The sequence below is a fragment of the Arenibacter hampyeongensis genome (assembly GCF_002909255.1).
In the GTDB taxonomy this organism is placed as follows: Bacteria; Bacteroidota; Bacteroidia; order Flavobacteriales; family Flavobacteriaceae; genus Arenibacter; species Arenibacter hampyeongensis.
Genome location: NZ_PIOB01000003.1, coordinates 520,210 through 541,674, shown reverse-complemented (window position 1 = coordinate 541,674; position 21,465 = coordinate 520,210). Strand labels below are relative to the sequence as shown.

22 protein-coding genes are annotated in these 21,465 nt (G+C 39.0%); 11 read left to right on the top strand and 11 right to left on the bottom strand.

What is annotated here, in order from left to right; translation table 11 throughout:
- Positions 1-229 precede the first annotated feature (229 nt).
- Genes CWD91_RS10715 through CWD91_RS10700 form a run of 4 tightly spaced genes read left to right on the top strand, consistent with a single transcriptional unit; the run spans position 230 to position 3,021 of the window.
- Positions 230-520, top strand: a complete 291-nt coding sequence (locus tag CWD91_RS10715) for a helix-turn-helix domain-containing protein (protein ID WP_103440927.1) — start codon at positions 230-232, stop codon at positions 518-520.
- The gene (locus tag CWD91_RS10710) at positions 517-1,194 is read left to right on the top strand and encodes a hypothetical protein (RefSeq protein ID WP_192877654.1); all 678 of its coding nucleotides are present in this window, start codon (positions 517-519) and stop codon (positions 1,192-1,194) included. Before CWD91_RS10715 ends, CWD91_RS10710 begins: the two co-directional genes overlap by 4 nt.
- Complete coding sequence (locus CWD91_RS10705) at positions 1,178-1,861, top strand: ATPase (protein ID WP_394335718.1); 684 nt, start codon at positions 1,178-1,180, stop codon at positions 1,859-1,861. The genes CWD91_RS10710 and CWD91_RS10705 overlap by 17 nt, the downstream gene beginning before the upstream one ends.
- An 11-nt stretch (positions 1,862-1,872) precedes the next feature.
- A complete protein-coding gene (locus CWD91_RS10700; RefSeq protein ID WP_103440925.1) occupies positions 1,873-3,021 on the top strand; it encodes an exonuclease/endonuclease/phosphatase family protein in 1,149 nt (382 codons plus the stop codon).
- A 46-nt stretch (positions 3,022-3,067) separates the two neighbouring features.
- On the opposite strand, the gene CWD91_RS22685 is transcribed toward CWD91_RS10700, so the two are convergent.
- On the bottom strand, positions 3,068-3,280 hold the full coding sequence (locus tag CWD91_RS22685; protein WP_157943766.1) for a hypothetical protein: 213 nt from the start codon (positions 3,278-3,280) through the stop codon (positions 3,068-3,070).
- Between the two features lie 390 nt (positions 3,281-3,670).
- Between CWD91_RS22685 and CWD91_RS10690 the strand changes: the two genes are divergently transcribed.
- The 7 genes from CWD91_RS10690 (at position 3,671) to CWD91_RS10660 (ending at position 9,550) form a co-directional block, all read left to right on the top strand.
- On the top strand, positions 3,671-4,009 hold the full coding sequence (locus CWD91_RS10690) for a single-stranded DNA-binding protein (protein ID WP_103440923.1): 339 nt from the start codon (positions 3,671-3,673) through the stop codon (positions 4,007-4,009).
- A gap of 83 nt (positions 4,010-4,092) precedes the next feature.
- On the top strand, positions 4,093-4,473 hold the full coding sequence (locus CWD91_RS10685; RefSeq protein WP_103440922.1) for a DUF6876 family protein: 381 nt from the start codon (positions 4,093-4,095) through the stop codon (positions 4,471-4,473).
- A gap of 68 nt (positions 4,474-4,541) precedes the next feature.
- On the top strand, positions 4,542-4,991 hold the full coding sequence (locus tag CWD91_RS10680) for a JAB domain-containing protein (protein WP_103440921.1): 450 nt from the start codon (positions 4,542-4,544) through the stop codon (positions 4,989-4,991).
- A 470-nt stretch (positions 4,992-5,461) separates the two neighbouring features.
- The gene (locus CWD91_RS10675) at positions 5,462-6,019 is read left to right on the top strand and encodes a BfmA/BtgA family mobilization protein (protein ID WP_103440920.1); all 558 of its coding nucleotides are present in this window, start codon (positions 5,462-5,464) and stop codon (positions 6,017-6,019) included.
- Positions 6,020-6,023: 4 nt separating this feature from the next.
- Positions 6,024-7,049, top strand: a complete 1,026-nt coding sequence (gene mobB / locus CWD91_RS10670) for a MobB family relaxase (protein ID WP_103440919.1) — start codon at positions 6,024-6,026, stop codon at positions 7,047-7,049.
- Positions 7,050-7,089: 40 nt separating this feature from the next.
- Positions 7,090-8,691: a type IV secretory system conjugative DNA transfer family protein gene (locus CWD91_RS10665; RefSeq protein ID WP_239985735.1), complete on the top strand. Its 1,602-nt coding sequence runs from the start codon at positions 7,090-7,092 to the stop codon at positions 8,689-8,691.
- 97 nt (positions 8,692-8,788) lie between these two features.
- Complete coding sequence (locus CWD91_RS10660) at positions 8,789-9,550, top strand: phospholipase D family protein (RefSeq protein ID WP_103440918.1); 762 nt, start codon at positions 8,789-8,791, stop codon at positions 9,548-9,550.
- A gap of 266 nt (positions 9,551-9,816) precedes the next feature.
- Here the strand turns inward: CWD91_RS10660 and CWD91_RS10655 are convergent, their stop codons facing one another.
- The 10 genes from CWD91_RS10655 to CWD91_RS10605 all read right to left on the bottom strand — a co-directional run bounded on the left by CWD91_RS10655 (position 9,817) and on the right by CWD91_RS10605 (position 21,452).
- Positions 9,817-12,927, bottom strand: a complete 3,111-nt coding sequence (locus tag CWD91_RS10655; RefSeq protein ID WP_103440917.1) for an efflux RND transporter permease subunit — start codon at positions 12,925-12,927, stop codon at positions 9,817-9,819.
- Between the two features lie 14 nt (positions 12,928-12,941).
- The gene (locus CWD91_RS10650) at positions 12,942-14,444 is read right to left on the bottom strand and encodes an efflux RND transporter periplasmic adaptor subunit (RefSeq protein ID WP_103440916.1); all 1,503 of its coding nucleotides are present in this window, start codon (positions 14,442-14,444) and stop codon (positions 12,942-12,944) included.
- Positions 14,445-14,464: 20 nt separating this feature from the next.
- Entirely contained in the window at positions 14,465-14,707 is a 243-nt protein-coding gene (locus CWD91_RS10645; protein WP_069859106.1) for a hypothetical protein, read from the bottom strand.
- 18 nt (positions 14,708-14,725) lie between these two features.
- The gene (locus tag CWD91_RS10640; protein ID WP_103440915.1) at positions 14,726-15,910 is read right to left on the bottom strand and encodes a TolC family protein; all 1,185 of its coding nucleotides are present in this window, start codon (positions 15,908-15,910) and stop codon (positions 14,726-14,728) included.
- 72 nt (positions 15,911-15,982) lie between these two features.
- Positions 15,983-16,423, bottom strand: coding sequence for a hypothetical protein (locus tag CWD91_RS10635; RefSeq protein WP_103440914.1), 441 nt, complete (start codon positions 16,421-16,423; stop codon positions 15,983-15,985).
- A gap of 663 nt (positions 16,424-17,086) precedes the next feature.
- A complete protein-coding gene (locus CWD91_RS10625; protein ID WP_103440912.1) occupies positions 17,087-19,057 on the bottom strand; it encodes a heavy metal translocating P-type ATPase in 1,971 nt (656 codons plus the stop codon).
- 6 nt (positions 19,058-19,063) lie between these two features.
- Positions 19,064-19,423 (bottom strand): SpoIIAA family protein, encoded by a 360-nt coding sequence (locus CWD91_RS10620; protein WP_103440911.1) that lies wholly within the window; start codon positions 19,421-19,423, stop codon positions 19,064-19,066.
- A 52-nt stretch (positions 19,424-19,475) separates the two neighbouring features.
- The gene (locus CWD91_RS10615; RefSeq protein ID WP_103440910.1) at positions 19,476-19,892 is read right to left on the bottom strand and encodes a Fur family transcriptional regulator; all 417 of its coding nucleotides are present in this window, start codon (positions 19,890-19,892) and stop codon (positions 19,476-19,478) included.
- 3 nt (positions 19,893-19,895) lie between these two features.
- Positions 19,896-20,231, bottom strand: a complete 336-nt coding sequence (locus CWD91_RS10610) for a P-II family nitrogen regulator (RefSeq protein WP_103440909.1) — start codon at positions 20,229-20,231, stop codon at positions 19,896-19,898.
- A gap of 24 nt (positions 20,232-20,255) precedes the next feature.
- Positions 20,256-21,452 carry an efflux RND transporter periplasmic adaptor subunit gene (locus CWD91_RS10605; RefSeq protein WP_103440908.1) on the bottom strand — a complete coding sequence of 399 codons (1,197 nt, stop codon included), beginning with the start codon at positions 21,450-21,452 and terminating at the stop codon, positions 20,256-20,258.
- Positions 21,453-21,465 lie beyond the last annotated feature (13 nt).

The window sequence follows — 21,465 nt, the reverse complement described above, 5'->3', positions numbered from 1 at the left end:
CAGGTCATAGTCAATTGACTGTTTAACATTTCCAAACGGAATAAATCAAATTATGCCAAAATTTTTATTTAATTCGGGGTATTTTCCTACCAATTTCTTCGAATTTAATGCAATAATAATTTATGTCAACTGACTATGACTTGGCTATTTATTCCAAAACTCTTTTTCATTTTTGTGTCCGAATCACAGACTACAACAATTAAGTAGGTTCTGTATTAAATCAATCGATATGCCAACGGCTATTATCACTACGGACGATCTTCGGGAATTTAAAATTGAACTTCTGGGGGAAATCAAGGAACTTTTACACGAAAACCAGGCCAAGGTCATTAAAAAGGAATGGCTCAAGAGCACCCAGGTTATGAACATGCTCAACATTAGCTCTGGAACGTTGCGGAGTCTGCGCCGCAGCGGCATTTTATCCTTTACAAAAATAGGAGGGCTTATATTTTACGATGCGGAGCAAATACAAAGAATTCTAATGGATAACCTTGTTAAGAACTCAAAACAAAAAAAATGAACTATATAAGACACCTCAATTCGGTATTCCAACATTTTGCCAAAGATTCAAGGCTAAACCCCACCCATGTGAGTTTGTATATGGCCCTGTTTCAATTTTGGAACATCAATAGATTTCCGGAGATTTTCTACATCAATCGCGAGGAAGTCATGGAAATGGCAAAAATAGGATCAAAAGCCACCTACCACCGTTGCCTTAGAAGACTTGACGATTGGAAATATATTCATTATATGCCATCCCATAATCCATTCAAGGGCAGTAAAATCAGGTTGCTCAAATTCTGTACAACTAGTGGTACGACCACTGGGACAAGTAATGAACAAGTAGTGGAACAAGCATTAGTACCTAATATAAACTATAATAAACAAATTAAAACAGAAAATAAACGCTCTAAAGAGCGCCATCCAAAAAATGAAGATGCTGTTATTAAATTTTTTAAAAAAAATAAATGGCCAATAATGGAGGGTACCAAATTCTACAACCACTATCAAGGTGTGGGATGGAAGGTAGGAAGGAAATCAACAATTGAGGACTGGAAGGCTATGGCAAAAAAATGGATGCTTAGGGCAATGGAATCAGATCGAGAGGGTGCTTTTTTAGGACGATCGAACAATAAACTTAAAAAGGATTTCTTGGATATTTCAATAAACAAAAATTATGGGGAACCCTTGTGATAAAATGGTAAATCTGTGCCCACATATTTTGATGGAAGGTGGCATTGAATACTGCCTGGGAAGCTTTGATGGCAAGCGTATTGATTACGACTTTTCCAAAGTGCTCACTTATCTGGATGCCAAGGGCAGGTCGCTATTCGGAGAAAGTTTTAAGGTTAGAGGAGAGGATAAGGGCACTTTCCTAAAGCTATGCAGTTACATGGTAAAGGATATCGAGAATTGCAGGAAAATGGAAATAGACACAAACAAAGGTATATTGTTGACCGGCCCTGTGGGATGTGGCAAGACAAGCATGATGCGATTGATTCGACATCTTGTCCCGCATAAAAGGACCTATGAAATTATTCCTGCCCGTAACATCACTTTTGCATTCAACCATATTGGATACAAGATTATCGAAGATTATGGTAATGGCCGCTTCTATTGCATTGACGATTTGGGTGTAGAACCCTTGGGGAGATATTTTGGCGACGATTGCAATGTAATGGGGGAGGTGTTGGTCTCCAGATACGAACTCTTCCTAAAAACTAAGATTATTACCCATATAACCTCAAACCTAAATGCTGAAGAATTAGAGGAACGCTATGGAAAACGTGTACGAAGCCGTATGCGCCAAATGTTCAATCTGATTTCTTTTGACAAGAACACTAAAGATAAACGAATCTAAAAACAACAAACATGAAAATCGCCAGCTTCAATATTGAAAACCTCTTTCATAGGGACAAAAGCTTGATAAGAAACGGCCTGAGCAAATGTGTGACCAATTGGATTTCGGAATTGGATGCCCTAATGCCAAGAATGCAAAAAAGTGCAAATGATATGGAACGCATTCGGGAACTTACCTTTTTATTGGGATTTGAAAAAATAGATAACCACCCTTATGGGGTACTTAGAAAAAGACAGGGGGAATTATTTTTAAAACAAAGAGGCTTTACTAATGAAAATAGGGCTTCGTTGCTTACCGATTGGAACGGATGGATAGCCCTACATTCAGTAGCAATCGATCATAAAGCAATCCTAAATAAGGCGAGGTTGGTCGCGGAAATTGACCCGGATATTTTAATACTACAGGAGGTTGAGGACAAGGCGTCGTTAATGGATTTCAATAGTATATTTTTAAGGGAATATGATATCGCTCCCTATGACCAAATCTTGGTCCTGGAAGGGAATGATTCCCGCGGATTAAGTATGGGAATATTGACCAAAAACGGTTATCGATTGGATGCCGTAAAAAGTCATGGATTGGATTTTGTGGATAGGGCGGATCCCATTTTTGATATTGATTGCCAAGAATATACTATAACCACCCCTGAAGGGGAAACACTTTATATCCTTTCTAGTCAGTTTTCATCAGACAACGAATCTAAAAGAAAAATACAAGCCAGGAAGGTTGCCTCCATCTATGACAAAATGAAAGCAGAAGGAAAGGAATTTATTCTCGTCTGTGGCACCCTGAACGATGTGTCGTATAGTGACTGTCTTTCTCCACTCCTTCGGGAGACCGATCTGGAAGATGTGTCCAGAAATCCAAGGTGTAGGGCGGACAAGGACAAGGGCAAAGATGCAGGATATTTCAGAATGGGTGCCTATCGTATGGGAGTTAACATTAAACAGAAGGACTATATGTTACTTTCCTTTGAGATGATCCAAAAGCTTACTGCTTGTGGACTTAATCGTAAGGGGATGTGGCCGGAGAGAAATTCAAAATGGGAAGTATATCCTACATTAAAAAATAAGGTGCATGCCGCTAGTTCCCATCCCTTGATATGGGGAGAGTTCGATAATGCTAAATGGCAATCAAGAACATACTTTCCCATATTGGAATAAATATTGGAATGTTATTTAAGGGTGCCGACTCTTCGGCACATTGCTCCTACATTACATTTCGGGCAATAAGCCTCATGCCCATCTTAGATACGAGCCATTGTTTTATGGCCCCCAGCCTCTCCCCATCCATAAAAAAATAGCTCAAGTCCGCTTTGCCAACTTCATTCAAAAAATTAATCGTTGTAAAACTGAACAAAGGAGCTTCATATGAGGGTAAGAACTGATCGGAATCTTTAAAGTTCATTTTGTACCGTTTCATAGGTTCTGTTTTCTTTTCATTGGATGTTGTAGACCTACTATTCCTCAGTCCCTCTAACCTTTTTTCGATAGCGAAATAACAACATTCGGTCTTGTGCGACGGCATAAACCAGGCTCTCTTCGCCTGCACTCTAGGCAGGCTCCACTCGCTCCTATTTATACGTCTTGCCAAGTTCGAATGTTGTGCACTGTATAGCATCAAAAAAGGTAACAGTGAGAGCACTATGGGAAGTAAGTCTAAATCAGGAAATCATGAAAGCGTATCCAAATCCTAAAAATGAAACCGTACAAAAAAATCAAAAAAAGGAAAACGCTCGAGATATAAAAAGTAAATCATTTTTAAATCAATTATTAACCGTCTGCAACAATGTGGACATAAATATTTTCAATTATGAGCAAATTAAGAAACCATGTACAGTTGATCGGGAACATCGGGGATGTTCCAGCGATTACGAATCTTGAAAGTGGTAAAAAGGTGGCACGTTTTCAACTGGCAACCAATGAGCATTACAAAAATGCCAATGGAGAGAAGGTCCAAAGTACCGACTGGCACACCATTGTAGCTTGGGGGAAGACTGCCGAGATCGTGGAGAAGTACGCCGGAAAGGGCAAGGAAGTGGGTATAACAGGTAAACTAAAAAGCCGGACTTATATCGCGGACGATGGTAATACGCGCTATGTTACCGAAGTGGTAGCAGATGAAATTCTATTGCTTGGAAACAAGTCATAGCAGATTCAAGAAAACAAAAGAGGGCGTTCCCGAAATTAAACGCCCTCTAAATCTTATCATTATTAACTATAAATCTATCAATAATGAACTGCAAAACTAAGGAAATAAGGGAAGGACTACAACATTTTAACGGTTCTGAAATGCTATTTCAAATACCCCTATTGAAGACTAGGTTTACCAATGGGATAAAATACCTTGCCAATGAAGCCGAATGTTTTTGGCTAGTTACGGATGCCTCCGTAATCGCCAAAAGTTTGATGAACAAAAGTCGATTTATTACAATCGATTTCAGAAGATTTTCAGAGGAAGAAAAAGAGGTCATGGGATACGAAGCCAGCATTGATTACAGTGATGGCAATGGCAACATCTTCGAAAGCCATAAATATCATATTACAGATTTTCCGTTGGACGAACTCAAGTTGTTCTTTGTGGACAATACCTTGATGCTGCCCAGCGAATATTAAAAATAAAAGAGGGCGAACTGACCATAGTACCGCCCTCTTTTCATTATTAACCTTAAATAAGAAAAACAATGAAAAGCGAAGTTAACGAAATTAAGATAAGTTATTGCGACAAATTAGGGACTTTTGACTCTGCCTCCCTTTGCGATTCCACGCATGTTGCCAAACTATTGTATGAAACATGGAACAAGGACACTATAGGGTTACAGGAAACCTTTAAAGTTCTTCTTTTGAACAACTCCAATAGGGTTAAAGGAACCTATCAGGTATCTACTGGGGGAATTACGGGCACTTTGGTGGATTTGCGAATACTCTTTGCCGTAATCTTAAAAACCTTATCTACGGCCGTAATTTTGGTCCATAACCATCCGTCAGGAACTTTGAAACCAAGTAGAGCGGATACGGATTTGACCGAGAAGATAAAAAATGCCGCCGTTCTTTTCGATATAAAGGTTTTGGATCATTTGATACTTGTGCCCAATGGGAAATATTTCAGTTTTTCAGATCAAGGAATATTGTAAGCTGAACAGAATCGATTATGAAAAATCATCATGGAGGAATCATTTAAAAAACGCTATACCTATAAATTTATAGATAAAGTTTAAAAATATTTAATCCAAAAGTAAAAGGGTAGCCAAGAGCTGCCCTTTCTTTTTTTGCGGGATTCGAAGCGTTTTTAAACATTAGTTGATAATTCCTCAAAAATCCATCTTCAAAACTCTTAAAATTTTTCAAGAAGAATTCAGAAAAACAAGACAACACTAAATTGGGAGGAAGTCTAAAAATTTGACCCTGCGGGAAAAACGGAATAGCAAGAGGACAACGCGCGTTGCGACGTTGTGGAGTTTGATTTGTTTTTAAATAATTGATTATCAGTTATTTAAATTATATAATTAAATTTTAAACCTGTTGAAAAAGAAGCGTAATAGGATAGAGGCCTTGGGAAGTCCCACTATACCTGGGCAGCACTGTCCCAGTAAATATGAAAGTCATGAAAGTACAATTTGCACGTATCAATTTTCTGTTGGAAACTGTGAATCGGTTTCGGATTTTTTCAAATAAACATGAAAGAACACATAGCGATGTTCTGGAAGGAATGATGGATTTTTTTGAGAAATATCAGTTATCCCCTTTTCAAGATTTTGGTCCCAATTTGTGGGACATGGAGGCTAATATCAAAAGGCGTATCAATTCTATGATCGGGATCATAAAGGATATAGAAAAGCATCAGACCAAACCCACAACTGCCATGCTGGAACTTATATTCGAACACTCGCCCAGAAAGAAGTACCGACAAGCACCATTGTTAATGGAAGGTCAGGAGGACAACCCGGAAAGAGATGCTTTTTTTCAGAAGATAGAGGAAGCTATAGTCCTAAAAAGGGAGCATACCAATCTTCAACGCGACCTAAACCAAAAAAAGTCGGAATTGATGGCGCTGGTCAATAAGGTAAACTTGGTGAAAAGCAATTTTGGTAAACCCAAACTGCAATTGGATATGACCACTGAAGAGTTCGAACAATTGAAAATGAAATTAAAAACAGAATAGCGTTATGTATATCAGTATCACCAAACAACATTTGGACACGACCTTTTCCCAGAGCTCTTCGGATTTTGTCGACTATTTGGAAAAGGAGAACGAGGGAAAAGGATTGGATCAGCAAGAACAGTTCTTTGATCAAAACCATGACCGTATCCCCCCGGAACAGGTGGTCAAGGAGATCGACGGCAATACCGCCAAACTGAAAAAGCAGGAACCCAAGTTTTATTCCATCACCATTAACCCAAGTCAGCGGGAACTTAATCATATCAACAATGACCCAAAACTTTTAAAGGAATATGTGAGAGAGGTCATGAAGGACTATGCGGCTTCTTTCCATCGTGATAATCCTGTATCTGTAGACAGTATCAAATACTATGCGAAGCTGGAATATGAACGCACTTTTAAAGGGTTTGATAGGCAGGTGAAAGAAAATCAGGTGTACAGAGCACAGATCGTAAAACTTGAAAATGAAATCCGTAAAGTGGAACGGGGGGAGGTTGCCGGCAATGCCAAAACTATGCAAAATGACATCGCCATGCTCAATGCTCAAATCCCACATCGTATCGATGGCAAGGTCGTTGTTCAGGGGATGAATAAGCCAGGACCACAGACCCATGTCCATATCATTGTCAGTAGAAAGGATGTTTCCAATAGATTTAGTCTTTCCCCAGGGAGCAAATACATGGCGTCAGAGTCCAAACTTAACGGCAAAATGGTCAAACGTGGGTTTAGGAGAGATCAGTTTTATGACAATGCGGAAAAGAGGTTTGATACCCTATTTAAATACAAACGAAATTTTGTGGAGTCGTACCAAGCCCGTAAGACTTATATCCATGACCCTAAAATTTATTTCGCCCATCTCTTGGGACTTCCGACCAATGAACGTAGCGCTGCATTTAAACTTATGGGTACTGCCGGGGTACATATTCCAAAACTTAATATTCCCACCAATAAGGTGGAAGCAGCCCTACAGGCCATTAAACAATTTAAAAAGGTAATAGACGTGGCCAAATCCTCAAGTTCCATAGCTATTTAAGAATGCCAGGAATTATTAGATGTTTCTAAAATAATCCAAGATGAAAATTACGGTTTTACTTTCTGTATTTATCTATGTGGCGGCCATGGCTTTGCAATATCTGTCCTTTAAGAAAAACAAGTATCCATTTGCTATCAACTTTATATTGTTGCTTGTTCTAGGAGGCGCATTACTAACCTTATTTGGGTGGCCAGTTTTTATCAAAATAGTATTGTTTTGGTTAATACCTTTTCAGGTGACAAACTTGGTATTATTTATATACTTCAATTATAATTTTGGAACTGCTATAGAACCAAAAAGATATAAGGTGAAGTTCGATTTATTGAACGGGAACCTGGTCCTGAAGAACATTAGGCGAGGGGCTTCCATAATTGGATCGGCGGGAAGTGGCAAAACGGAAAGCGTGGTCTATAATTTTTTGAAACACTTCAACGAGCATCAATTTGCAGGGGTCATCCATGATTACAAGGATTTTGAGATTACAGAAATGGCCTATCCCTTATTTAACAATACCGAAATACCGTTTCATATTATTTCCTTTGACGATATTCATCAGCGTGTTAATCCTATCGCACCTCGCTATATGGAGGACGAAGAAAGCGTTAATGAGGTTTCCAGGGTACTTTTGGAGAACCTTTTGGAGCAACGCGAGACAATTGCCATGGGTTCCTCAAAGTTCTTTAACGATGCCGTGGAAGGACTTTTGGGTGGCCTTATTTGGAAGCTGAAGACCAGCCATGGGAAATATTGTACCCTACCACACTTGATTGCTGCCTACCAATATTTGGATACGGAAAATCTGATACAATTTTTAAGTTCCGACTTTACATCCAAGGCTATGGCGGATGCCTTTATTTCAGGAAAGGATTCCGAACGTCAAACAGCCGGGGTAATGAGCACGCTGGCCAATGCCCTTAAAAAGATCAGTACCCAACGCATATTTATGGCACTGTCCGCCGATGAAGTGCCTTTGGATATAAATAATCCCGAACATCCCTCCGTAGTTTCCATAGTGAACAATCCTAAATTTGAAACGGCCTATTCCCCGGTGATAGCCACAATAATCCATACCATTACCAAGCAAATGAGCAAACGTGGCCGCCACCGTTCTTTCGTTTTGATGGAAGAAGCGCCTACGATACGATTGCTTAATATGCATAGAATTCCAGCGACTTTAAGAAGTTATGACGTTGCCACGATCTATGTGCTCCAGGATAAAATTCAAAACGATATGATGTATGGGGACAAAGCCAGCCGGGCCATTTTAAGTAATCTATCCTACCAGTTTTTTGGAAAGGCGAATGATCCCGATACCGCCAGATATTACGAACGTTTTTTTGAACTTGTAAAGCGGCCGACGAAGAGTGTTAGTAAGGGGGAGAATACGTTGAATTTTGATACCAGGATAACAAAGGGAGAGAGGGAGGTAAGCAAGATCCGGGCAGAGGAATTTTTTAGATTGAAGGAAGGGGAGTTTATTGCCTTCGCGGATGGCAAGGATAAAAAAGTAAGATTTCCAAAACCCAATATTGAGAAGGGGCTTCCAAAACCCAAATTTCGAATTAGAGATGGAGCGATAACGGAAAACTTTGAGCGGATCCATATGGACGTTCGAAAATTTCTGCCGTTAAAGCTGAAATAGTCTTAATTTGTTGATAACTAATGGATTTGGGTTTATATTCGTTTTAATAAGAGCATCGGATTTTGTAATTTAATAGGTCAACAATAATAAGGAAACCATGTATTTTAATCAGGCCATCTGCGATGTATATATCGGTACTGGAGCCGGCAAAAAATTGATGGAAGAAATTGAGAATGCAAAACGATCTGTAAAAATAGTATCGCCGTTTCTTTCTCCCTTTCTGGTCAAGAAATTGATCGACCTGCATTATAGGGGTGTTGAGGTACAGTTGATCACTATGGATACCATAGAGGACTTTTACGGGGATAGACAAAAGAATATCTGTCAACTTATTATTCAGGACAAAAGTATTGATATAGATGCAAAGGCCCTCCGATTAAAATGGATCAACATAAAAAGATGGCTTTACTTTTTTTTGATGGTAATGATTCTAGAGCTTGTTGTTATTGCATATAATATTCAGGATCGTATGGTTTTATGGGGAGGTATTCCTTTACTCCTAGCTTGGCTGTTGATTCGGAATTACACTTCGAAAATTAGGAACGCCAAAATCTACAAATATTCTTACCGACAGTTATTTCCTTTCAAGGTGTTTACAACTGCCGATTCCCATTCCTACTCACATCCTTTTATACATGGAAAATTGTACTTGATCGATGATGGGATTGCCTATTTGGGCTCATTGAATTTCACTGGTAATGGGACCAAGAATAACTATGAAACCAGGATCCGAATTGAGGACAGAAAAGCTATTAAAGAATTGGTAGGTGAATTTGATGCCTTGTTCCATAATGAAAACTACTTGGAAAAGGAGTTAACCGAGTGGGGTAAGGAGTTGTATCTTGAGCAAGGGAATTGAATAATAAGGCAATATTATACATTATAATAATAAATTTTAATCTGTTCCATTAAACATTCAGTTTACTGAATTACTTAGATTTATTACTCATTCATTAATTAAATCCAAATCATAGAAGGTTCTAAATCCAAAAATTCTAAATGTATCAATTCAATGCCTATTGTGAATCTTAAATTGAACTAATAATCCGAGCCAAATAGACCTTGGCAAACAATTTGTTACTCAAGGCCTGAAATGGTTCAGTTATATATCCGAAGATTTTTTATTTACACTAATTCCGGGGCGTCAGCAGCACTGGTCGGGCTTTTCAATACCAACTGATAAACACAAGGAATCACGACCAAATTTAAAATGGTAGCAGATAACAATCCCCCCAAAATAACCACCGCCATGGGGCTTTGTATTTCACTGCCAGGCTCGCCTCCTTTTAGGGCCAAGGGAATCAAGGCCAGGCCTGTTGTAAAGGCTGTCATTAAGATCGGGTTTAGGCGATCTAAAGCTCCTGTTTTTATCAATTCAAAACCTTTCATTCCTTCCTTTCTCAAATCCTCATATCTGGAAACCAATAGGATTCCATTTCGGGTTGCGATACCGAAAAGGCTAATAAAACCTATGGTCACTGCGATACTGATAATTCCGGAAGTGAAGTACACTATCAAAATACCACCGATTAAAGCCAAAGGCAGATTGATCAATACTACAAATGCCAGTTTTACATCTTTAAATTCATAATACAATAGCAGGAAAATGATAGCTATTGCAATGATTGCAGTGAACATAAGTAATTGTGATGCTTTGGACTCGCTTTCAAACTGTCCGCCATATTCCACCCGATAACCTTCAGGCATTGCTACATTACTGGCAACAACATCCTTTATTTCGTTGACGGCACTTCGTAAATCCCTGCCCTGTACATTGGCAGCTACTACAATTTTACGTTGCACATCCTCTCGGTTAATAGTATTTGGACTGCTCACGGATTGAACGGTGGCCAATTCACCTAATATTGTGTATCCGCCATTAGGAAGGCTCACCAATGTATTGTTGATGTTCTCAATGTCATTCCTAAATGGTTTTTCGTAGCGCACAACCAGATCGAAATATTGTTGACCTTCATAAATCTCGCCAGCCTCTTCCCCGGCAAAAGCAATATCTAACTGCTCCATCAAATTTCCAACTGTCATTCCATAGGCCGAGAGAATTTGACGTTTAGGTTTGATGCGTATCTGCGGAACTTCTATTTGTTGGTCTACCGCTACATCCGCCAATCCATCAATATCTTTGATGTTCTGCTCTACACTCTTGCCTACTTCAAATAAACGTTGTAGATCGGAACCATAAATCTTGATCGCAATATTGGCACGTGTACCTGATAACATATGGTCTATACGATGTGCTATAGGTTGTCCCAAAGTAATATTTACTCCTGGGGCAATGCTTAGTTTAGTACGGACCTCTTCGAAAAATTCTTCCTTGGTTTTGTCTTTGAGAACAAAAGGGACATCAATTTCTGAAGCATTTACACCTTGTGCGTGTTCATCCAGTTCTGCTCGTCCTTGTCGTCGGGTAACCACTTCAACTTCGGGCAGGTCCAGTAATATCGTCTCTATCAATTTTCCTGTTTTGTTGCTCTCTTCCAAAGACATTCCCGGGGGTCCTACCACACTGATCACCAAAGAACCTTCATTGAATTCGGGAAGAAAACTTCTTCCCAATTGCGTTAAAACCAAAAGACTTATAATAAAGGCAAGGACGGTTGTGCCAATGACAATTTTTGGAATTTTTGTGGCACGTTCCAAAATATTTCCATAATGTTTCTGTAACCAACGTTCCACCCGTGTCCCCTCTGCTTGTTTGTTTAAAAGCTTTTCGTTATTTAACAAATAGGAACACAATATTGGGGTTACCGTTACAGCCACGATCAAAGAGGTTAGAACAGAGGTTACAAATGCAATGCCCAACGGTTGCAATAATCGACCTTCCATCCCGCTCAAAAAGAATAGCGGTATAAATGATACAATGATAATCAAGGTGGCGATAATAATAGAACTTCGTATTTCTACGGATGCGTCCCGCACAACAGTAATTGTCGATTGTCGATCAGACTTTGGTTTTCTGATATTTTCGCGCAGGCGCTTATACACATTTTCTACATCAATAATAGCATCATCTACCAAGGCGCCTATAGCAATTGCCATCCCGCCTAAACTCATGGTATTAATAGTATAACCCAGCCATTTTAAGATGATAATGGATACCAATAAGGAAATAGGGATGGCAAGCAATGAAATTACCGTTGTTCTCCAATTCATTAAAAAGATGAAAAGGATGATCATAACAAAGAATGCACCTTCCATTAAGGTTTGATTCAAATTACTAATCGAGGCATCAATAAAATCGGATTGTCTAAAGATTTGACTTTTAATGTTTACACCTTTAGGCAAAGTTGCTTGTAAATCAGTAATAGCTTCATCCAAACGGTCTGTAAGTTCCAATGTGTTTACATCCGGTTGCTTTGAAATGGTTAAGATCACCGCAGGGTTTGCATTCAATGAACCATCCCCGATCTTATCGGCAGCTCCAATTTGAACCGTGGCCACATCCTTAATTTTGATGGTTTGACCATTGACTTGTTTTAAAACTGATTCCCGTAAATCCTCCAAAGCATAAGCTCTACCACTCCCTTTGATAATGTATTGATTGCCATATTGGTTGATAACACCACCTGGCGCATTGGCATTGGCCTCTTTAACCTTTTCGACCAATTCTGAAAGACTTAGGTTGTAATACTTCATCTTTTCAGGGTTTGCAAATACTTGGTATTGCTTATAATCGCCACCTATGACCACCACATTTGCAATACCGCCAATAGCTTTTATACGTGGTCTAATGGTCCAATCGGAAAGAGTTCGTAATTCCATTGCCGAAAGGCTATCCGACGTAACTCCCAGTAGCATTATTTCGCCCATAATGGATGAAATAGGAGCCATAGTCGGCGCACCTATTCCTTCTGGTAAATTTTCCCTTACCATTGGGATCCGTTCGCTCACAATTTGTCGTGCTCGATAGATATCGGTTCCCCAATCAAATTCTACCCAAACAATGGATATGCCTGCTGCCGATGAAGAACGGATTCTTCGAACATTTGGCGAGCCGTTCAAGGCTGTTTCCAGTTGATAGGTTACTAATTTTTCGACTTCTTCAGATTCCATTCCATCGGCTTCGGTAAGAATGGTTACCGTAGGTGCCGTAAGATCTGGGAATACATCGACGTTCATTGTCCTGGCATAGTAAATACCCAACACGCTCAATGCAACCGCTCCCAATAGAATGAGCAATCTATTTTGAAGTGAAATTGATAATATTTTGTTTAACATTTCTCTTCGATTTTTTAATGTTCGTGACCGTGTGCAGGTGTTGAACCGGACATTGAAGCCATTTTAACCTGATATGCTCCTGTGGTTACTACTACTTCCCCAATCTCTAGACCTTGGAGTATTTCTACATTTTCCCCATTGCGCTTTCCAATTTTTACAGGCCTTCTTTCAAAACTTTCTCCTGAAAGTTGTACCATAACGGAATAACTACCATAATCTTCCAACAAAGCATTTACAGGAATCATTGTGTTTTGGGTTGCGTTGCCCATTGCAATTTGAACCTGGGTCAAGCTCCCTTCCGGCATTTCAATATCGTCATTGACCTGGGCAAAAACAGAAATTAGCGGTCTGTTGTTATCTACATCTTTAGCAATGGAAAGGATCGAACCTCCAGAAGATGCCACATTGCGCCATTGGGCATCCTTGGTTTGATACCAAATGCTTTGTGCATTCTCCATGGTGAGTCCATAAGAAGGTGCAATTTGGGTCTTTAAAACCCTGGATCGAAGCGTTCCCAACGTTAACATTGCGGCGCCTTGGTCTACATATTCTCCGTTGGCAACATTTATCGCTGTGATATAACCATCGAATGGTGCCCGAATTTGCTTTCCGTCACCAGCAACTCCTGCCGCAAGGCCTTGATAATTGGATCGGGCGATATTGAAATTGCTTTCTACTTTTTCAAACTCTGCTTTAGGAACAATTTTCGATTCGTACAATTGCTTTTTACGTTCATATTCGGACTTAGCCTGTTCAAAACTGGAACGTGCCTTTGCAATTTCTGTACTCAAATTATTGGATGCCAAACCTTGACTGCTTATATTGATCAATAATTGGCCTTTTTTAACTGGCGTACCCTCGGTAAGATTGCTTTCTGCAAAATCCACCACCCCGTTAGATTTTGCTACCATTGTCTTAACGGAGCCTGGCGCAGGCATCCAAACACCTGAGGTATTTATAACATCATAGATTTTACCATTGACCGCAGCCGCTGTCTGAAAGTCTATTTTCCAAGCTTGTTCCTTCAAAAATGAAATGCTCCCATCATCTTTAGCTGCACCCAAGGCCTTTATGGCTTCATCCGCATTGGCAAATACGGTAACACTATCAATAACGATCTTATCTGAATATCCGGGCGTAGTTAATTCAAAGACCAACTGATAGTTCCCTACTTCTTTGGGCTGAATTGCAGGTGAAAATATCCCAGGTGATGTGGGTGCATCCGCCGTATTCCTGATGCCCTTACCATCTTTTATCAGGCTTACGGTTACCGAACCTTCCCTAACAGGCTGGTGTTTATCCATTTCGGTAAAATGAGCAGCGAATCTACTTCCTTGGCCTACTATTAGTACCGGAAACTCAACAAATAGTTCTGTTTTGTCCGTCCAGATCGTATGGTCCAAACGGGGAATTTCTTCTCCAACATGACTACCATCTGCATTATGTGCGTGTGCATCTTCTGTCTTGTCATTACAAGACATTGCCAAAAAGGCAAGCACTATAATTATATATTTCATTTGCTACAACTATTTATATATTAATGATTGTGGTGCTCAGAACCATCATCATGTTTATGGGTTTCAGGTTTAATTTCCATAGAATCCTTATCAACATGGAACTCTTCTTGTTCTATAGTTTCCTCGTGCATATGACCACCGTCAGCATCGTGTTCATGACCGTGCTCTTCTGTACTTTCTGGCTTTGATTTTGTGTCTCTACAAGAAGTTAAGGCCACAGTTGAAACTAAGGCTACTGCGAATACTATTTTTGAAATTTTCATAATGTTTTGTTTTAAAATTTATAATTGATGTTTTAATAATTCTGCTTGAAGCAAATGCAAATCTTTTTCCATTTGCAGCATTTTATCGAAGGCATTTCGGTAAAACTGAAGCTCTACATAGTAATCCATAAAAGAATACTCACCCAGCATATAGGCCTTAAAAAGTAATTTCTCACTTTCCAAATTGCCCATCGTAGTTTGATACTCATGGTACTTTGAACGCATTAATTGGTAGCGATTAAAAGATTCTTGAAAATGGGCGTAGAGCGTAGTTGAGATTACTTGCGAATTGGATTGCTGATACTCATGGCTTGCTTGAGCAGCTTTAACTTTGTTCTTACTGCCCCATAAGGGAATGGAAAGTCCACCGTAAAATCCCGAATAATTATTGCCATTTACACCCTGATGGTTGTAGCCTAGAGCGACATTTGGAAGTACCTTGTTTTGCTCCAATTTCATTTTTTGCAAGGAAGCAACCTCATTGGTCTTTAATTCCAGGAGGGCAGGGTCTTGCACTAATTTTTCCTGCCAAAGGTTGTCCTTACTTCCTATTTCTACGGGCAAATCAATTAGCATTGAAAGTACATCCAAAGGTTTGTTGCCATTTAAGGTTTTTAGTTTGGATACCAGGATTTGGATGTCATTTTCGATCTGTCCAAGCACAAATTGTTCCTGAATCCATGCAATTTTGGCTTTATTCAAATCTAAAATACCTACTTGCTCCTTGTCATAGAGCTCCTTAAGCTGATCAAATACCTGTTTGCCCTGAGCTCTTCTTTCGGCCTCAATTCCTTTTTGCCTCCTTAAGAAAGCAAGTTCTATAAGAAGCTCCTTCGCATTTAATAGCACCAACTGTCTCCTTTTTGTATAGGCAGTTTGTAGTTGCGCCGACCTTAAATGGTTCCACTTACCCCTTGCAGCATAAACCGTTGGGAACTCAAACGATTGTGATATTTGATATTCCGTATAAGTATCTGTGGTATTAGCGCCAAAGGGCAGATAATACCCAGAGAGCTGTGGGTCTGGCAAATTGTTGGTGCTCTTGTTTTCGAGCTGTTGACTTTCAATATAGGATTGATAGCCTTGTAACTCGGTATTATTCTGTTCTATTTCAAGAAGTAATTCCTCCAAATTTCTATTTTGAGAGAAACCACTAACAAAAGACAGGCATCCGCAAATAGCGAATACTATATGTTTATTCATTGTTTGTGAATTTTAGGTTTAATCTAAATTTATAAAAGGATTACTACCATAGCGGTAATTGCTCCTAAACGATTAACCTAAAGATGGGGGACCTCGTGTATCGAGGCATGAGAGATAAGAATTAAAATAAGTATTCGGTGGATGATAAATAGGAGATGTTCTATTTTGCCCATCATCAATTAAAAAAAGACCTTGAATGTCAAAAACACCATTAGCAATCTCTTTACCAATAATGGTCTGCTTTTCAACAATGTCTCTGTTAAATAGGCCAATATCACTAGACACCGTAGAATGGACGTGCATATCCAAAAAGAATCCAAAGAAACCTAAAGGTGAATTTTCGTCTTCTTGGGAATGGTCATCATTGTGATGGTGTTCGCCAGTATGTGCAATTTCTGAATGTGAATATGTTTCCTCATGTTGATGATGCAAATGAGGAAAGGCTTGATGCAGCATCATAAAGCTGAACAGGCCTAAAAAGAAAAATACTTTTATGTGATTGTACTTTTGCATCAAAAACAAAGATAACTTTTCCGATTTAATTTTAAACGGATCTAAAGCTTTTTTAAAATTTTGAATGGGCTACGGTAAAAAAGGGTTTTTCCGTTGAAATATAAACTCAAGCAGTCCCAAGAAACTAGTTTTTAGTATGGGGAATGTGCCTAAAAAGGTATGTTTTAAACCATTTTGCGATTATTGCAATGAAAGTTTTGCACAACATGTACTTTTAGATACTAATTCAATGTACGAGGCAAATTTTTGCTACTTTTCATTTTTTGAAACATAAAGGATTTAATATTGCAAGTATAGTAGACAACCAAGTTAGAAAAATTAGCAAGCTCAATTGTTGGCTATGTGACGTTAGAGGATATGTTATGCATGCGTGAGCATTTCTTTTTCCCAAACTATCGCTATATTATATATATCCTGTTATTTACACTATACCCATTTCACGATTTTACTTATCGGAGAAAAGCAGGTAAAAGAAATAAAAAATAGCCTCAAAAAAATAAATTATTAATCCTACAATAAATATTCCAGTGATTACAAGGGTGCCACATAATCTATCCTTCTTGGTCACCGTCCGTCCTTTAGGTTCTTCAAGTTTGTTATTTTCTCTTCTCTTTCTCCGACTTTGAGACATTTCATAGGTATATTTATATATATATTCACTTTTTATGAGTGCCAAACCATTTTTTGGAGCCGTATGGCATTGAGTATTGCCAAAAGTGCCACGCCTACATCCGCAAATACGGCTTCCCACATTGTCGCCATTCCGAACGCTCCTAGGGCCATTACCAACACTTTTACGCCAAAGGCAAGACCAATGTTTTGCCAAACAATTCGACGTGTAGAACGCCCTATTTGAATAGCACGTGCAATCTTACTCGGTTGGTCGTTTTGGATAATGACATCGGCAGTCTCGATAGCGACATCACTGCCAAGACCTCCCATTGCAATTCCTACATCACTTGCAGCCAAGACAGGGGCATCGTTAATACCATCGCCAATAAATGCAACTTTGGTATCGAGCTGCTTTTTTAGTTTTTCGACTTCGTTAAGTTTATCTTCGGGTAATAGACCACCCTTCGCCCAATCGATTTTCAATTCTTTTGCTATCTGTTGGGTAATGGAATCCTTATCGCCAGAAAGCATGATGATTTTGGAAATCCCTGATTCCCTAATTTGCTTTATGGCTTGATGCGCATCGGCCTTTAATTCATCCGCTATGGTCACATAACCTGCAAATTTTCCATCAATGGCAACCATTACAATTGATTCTACGATGCCATCTGTTTGTGAATTGACTTCTATTTTGTTCGAGGTCATTAAGGCTTTATTTCCTACCAACACGGTTTTTCCATTGACCGTTCCTTTTAATCCTTTCCCGGCGACTTCGGAAACCTCGGTCGCTTCAAAATCAGCACCCTCTGCCTTGTATTCCAAAATTGCCTTTGCAATGGGATGGGTGGATTGTTCTTCCATCGACATTAGGTACTGCATAAATTCCGCTTCGGTAAAAGCCGAGCTGTTTACAACTCCTTTGATTTTAAAGACCCCTTTGGTTACCGTCCCAGTTTTATCCATTACCACGGTATTTACTTTTGTCATCGTATCTAAAAAGGATGCACCCTTGAACAGTATTCCATTTCTGGATGCCGCACCCAGGCCGCCGAAATAACCCAAGGGAATAGAAATTACTAGGGCACAGGGACATGAAATCACTAAGAATATCAGCGCACGGTAGAGCCATTCACGGAACACGTAACCATCTACAAAAAAGTAGGGCAGGAATGTTAGCCCGATAGCTAGGAAAACAACGATGGGGGTATAAATCCTTGCAAACTTTCTGATAAAAAGCTCCGTTTTGGACTTTCGGGCGGTGGCGTTCTGTACCATATCCAAAATTCGTGCTATGGAACTGTCCTTAAATTCCTTTGTCGTTTCCACTTCTATAACACCATCGAGGTTGATGCTACCGGCAAATACCTTTTCATCCTTTGCAATGGTATCGGGTTTGCTTTCTCCTGTCAAGGCTGCCGTATTAAACGAACCTTTTTCAGAAAGTAGCATACCATCAAGCGGTACTTTCTCCCCCACTCGTACCTGAATCTTCTCACCTATAGAAACCGTTTCTGGATTGACGGAAATAAACTCGCCATCGCGAAATACCAGTGCTTCATTGGGGCGTACGTCCAGCAAAGCTTTGATGTTTCCTTTAGCACGGTTGACAGCGGCATTCTGGAACAGTTCGCCTACAGCATAGAATAACATCACGGCCACACCTTCCGGATATTCGCCTATAGCAAATGCCCCCAAAGTTGCAATGGACATCAAGAAGAATTCTGTAAAGAAATTGCCATTTTTAATACTGTTCCAGCCTTCTTTTATCACAGGGAAGCCTACAGGAAGGTATGCTGCTGTGTAATAAACAATACGTATCCAGTCTTTAAAATAAGGTAACGCATAAAAATAGTCTATGGTAATACCGACTATCAGCATCACAAAACTAAAAATAGCAGGTAGGTAGGTTTTAAATTTACTTATCCTTTCTGAACTGCTGTGCTTATGACCATCGTCGTGAGCATGTTCTCCTTTATGTTCTTCGATATTGATATCACGAAGATTATGTTTTTTCTTGCTCATTTTATATTATTGAAAATTTATCCATTGCTTAGCTTGTTCCTTGTTCCTTAAATCGAAATATTTCACTTCAGAACTTGTGAAAAAATTAGTTGCTTTTGCAGCCCATTCCTGCCATTCCTTTTCTCCTATAAAAGCCATTTTTCCATAATCTGAAAGGTGGGAAACATCGACTTTAATATCAGCCCAAAGACCTTGCAGCTCATATCCGTGGAAATCGTGCATTTCAAAATAGAAATCCACTTTATTATTGGTCTTAAGAATTTTGTGGATTAGCGGATGGACTTGTTCAACATCTTCTTTTGAGATTTTACCTTCCAATTTTACTGCAATCAAATTTTCATTTTTTGAATTTATTAACTGTATCATAATTTTAATTTTTATTCAATGTATTGAAATAAAGAATGCAACGGAAGTGCATTTAATGGCCGCTACACTTCTCACAAATTCCCGTTATTACCAGGTTTGCATCCTCGGCGATGTAACCGTCGGGTAAGTTGATATGAGGAATTTTATGATCTGTTAAGCAAACTGTTTTATCGCAATTACTACAATGAAAATGTAAATGTAGGTCTTGATCCAGCTCGCAATTACACCCTTGTTCGCATAAGGCATATTTTGAGATACCTGTACCATCATCAATATGATGAACAATCCCCTTGTCCTCAAAGGTTTTTAGTGTCCTGTATAATGTCGTTCTTTCAGCTTTAACAAAGGCATCCTCAATATCTGTAAGTGCTATGGCTACTTCTTTTTGAGCCATAAATTTATATATGAGAATACGCATCGCTGTTGGTCGTATTCCATTGTTTTCCAATTTTTTTTCTATTTCGGTCATTATTTAATTTATACGTTTTAATGATTCGCCCGTTTTAATCTGAAAGGCATCTTCAACATTGGAAACATAAATAATTCCGTCTCCTGGTTCGTCAGTTTTACTATTCTTCGTAATTATTTCAATAGCGTTTAGGGATACTTCAGTTTGGCAGACCAGTTCCAATTTAATCACAGGGCTGTCTGTAACATGAAAATCCAAGGATGGTCTTGAACCTTTAGACTTGAATGCGCCTGTACCTTCTGCTTGTGAAAGGGTCATACTTTTAAAGCCATTATCAGTAAGGGCATCTATTACTTTTTGAATCCTGTTTGGTTTTATAAATGCTTTTATTTCTTTCATCTTTTCCAATTATTTAATTATGAATTAATCATCGTGTCCCAATTCGCCCTTTATCATTTCTGATGATAATGTATACGCACCTTTGGTAACCACTTTTACATCTTGTACAATTTCTGTAGGAAGATTGATTTCAACATATCCTAAATCTATAATTCCAACGTTCACTGGAATCATTTTAAATTTCATTTTGTTATCTCCTTTTTCGTCATCTGCATCCAATATGAATATAAAGGACTGTTCGCCCTCTTTTATGATGGCATCTTCGGGTACTGCAAACGCCATTTTTTGGTCTTGGACTATTCTTCCTTCCACATACATTCCGGGAAGCAATTCTTTATCTTCATTATGAACGTCTGCGTGGACGTGCAATGCTTTAGGGTCAGTTTCAAAAGTTTTACCGATGGCGTGAATTTTTGCCTTTAAAAGCTCGTCTGGTTTGGCTGCAACCGTAAAATATATTTCCTGACCTACCTTAACTTTTCGGATATCCTTTTCGTACACTTTAAAATCCACGTGAATTTCAGAATTATCGCTTACTGTGAACATTTTGGACTGGGGTGCTACATAATCGCCAAGACTTATCATTACTTCATCCACGTATCCGCTTATAGGGGTTGTTATGGGAACTGCGGAGTAAATCTGCCCTTTAAGTACTTGGTCGGTGTTTATGCCTAACAATCTCAATTTAGAACGAAGTCCGTTTACAGAAGAACTGGTGGAACGGAACTTGGATTGTGCCATTTGAAATTCCTTGCCAGACGAAACTCCCTTATCGTACAAAGTTTGCTTACGTTCAAAATCCTGTTTTAAAAATACAAGTTCATCATTTTTTTCTTGATATTCCTGTTGCATCGTTATAATATCGGGATGTTCCAAATATGCCAATACTTGACCCTTGTTTACCTTATCACCTTCAATGACCTTTATGGATCGCACGTTTCCACCCACAAAAGGACTTATGTTTGCCCTGTCTTGCGGAAATAGTTCCAATTGACCAGTAACTTTAATGGTATTGCCTAAACTCTTTCTTTCCAGGGTATTCATTTCAAGACCAATAGTTTCAGCCTGCTCCTTTGTAAGTTCTACCACACCCTCTTCATGCTTTTCTTCGCTGTGCTCTGTATTTTCCTCATTATGTCCCGAACCTGAATCTACTTTGTTATTGCAACCAATCATCAAAAAGGTTACTAGTGCTATACTGATTATAGATATATATTTCATTTTTTTTTCTTTA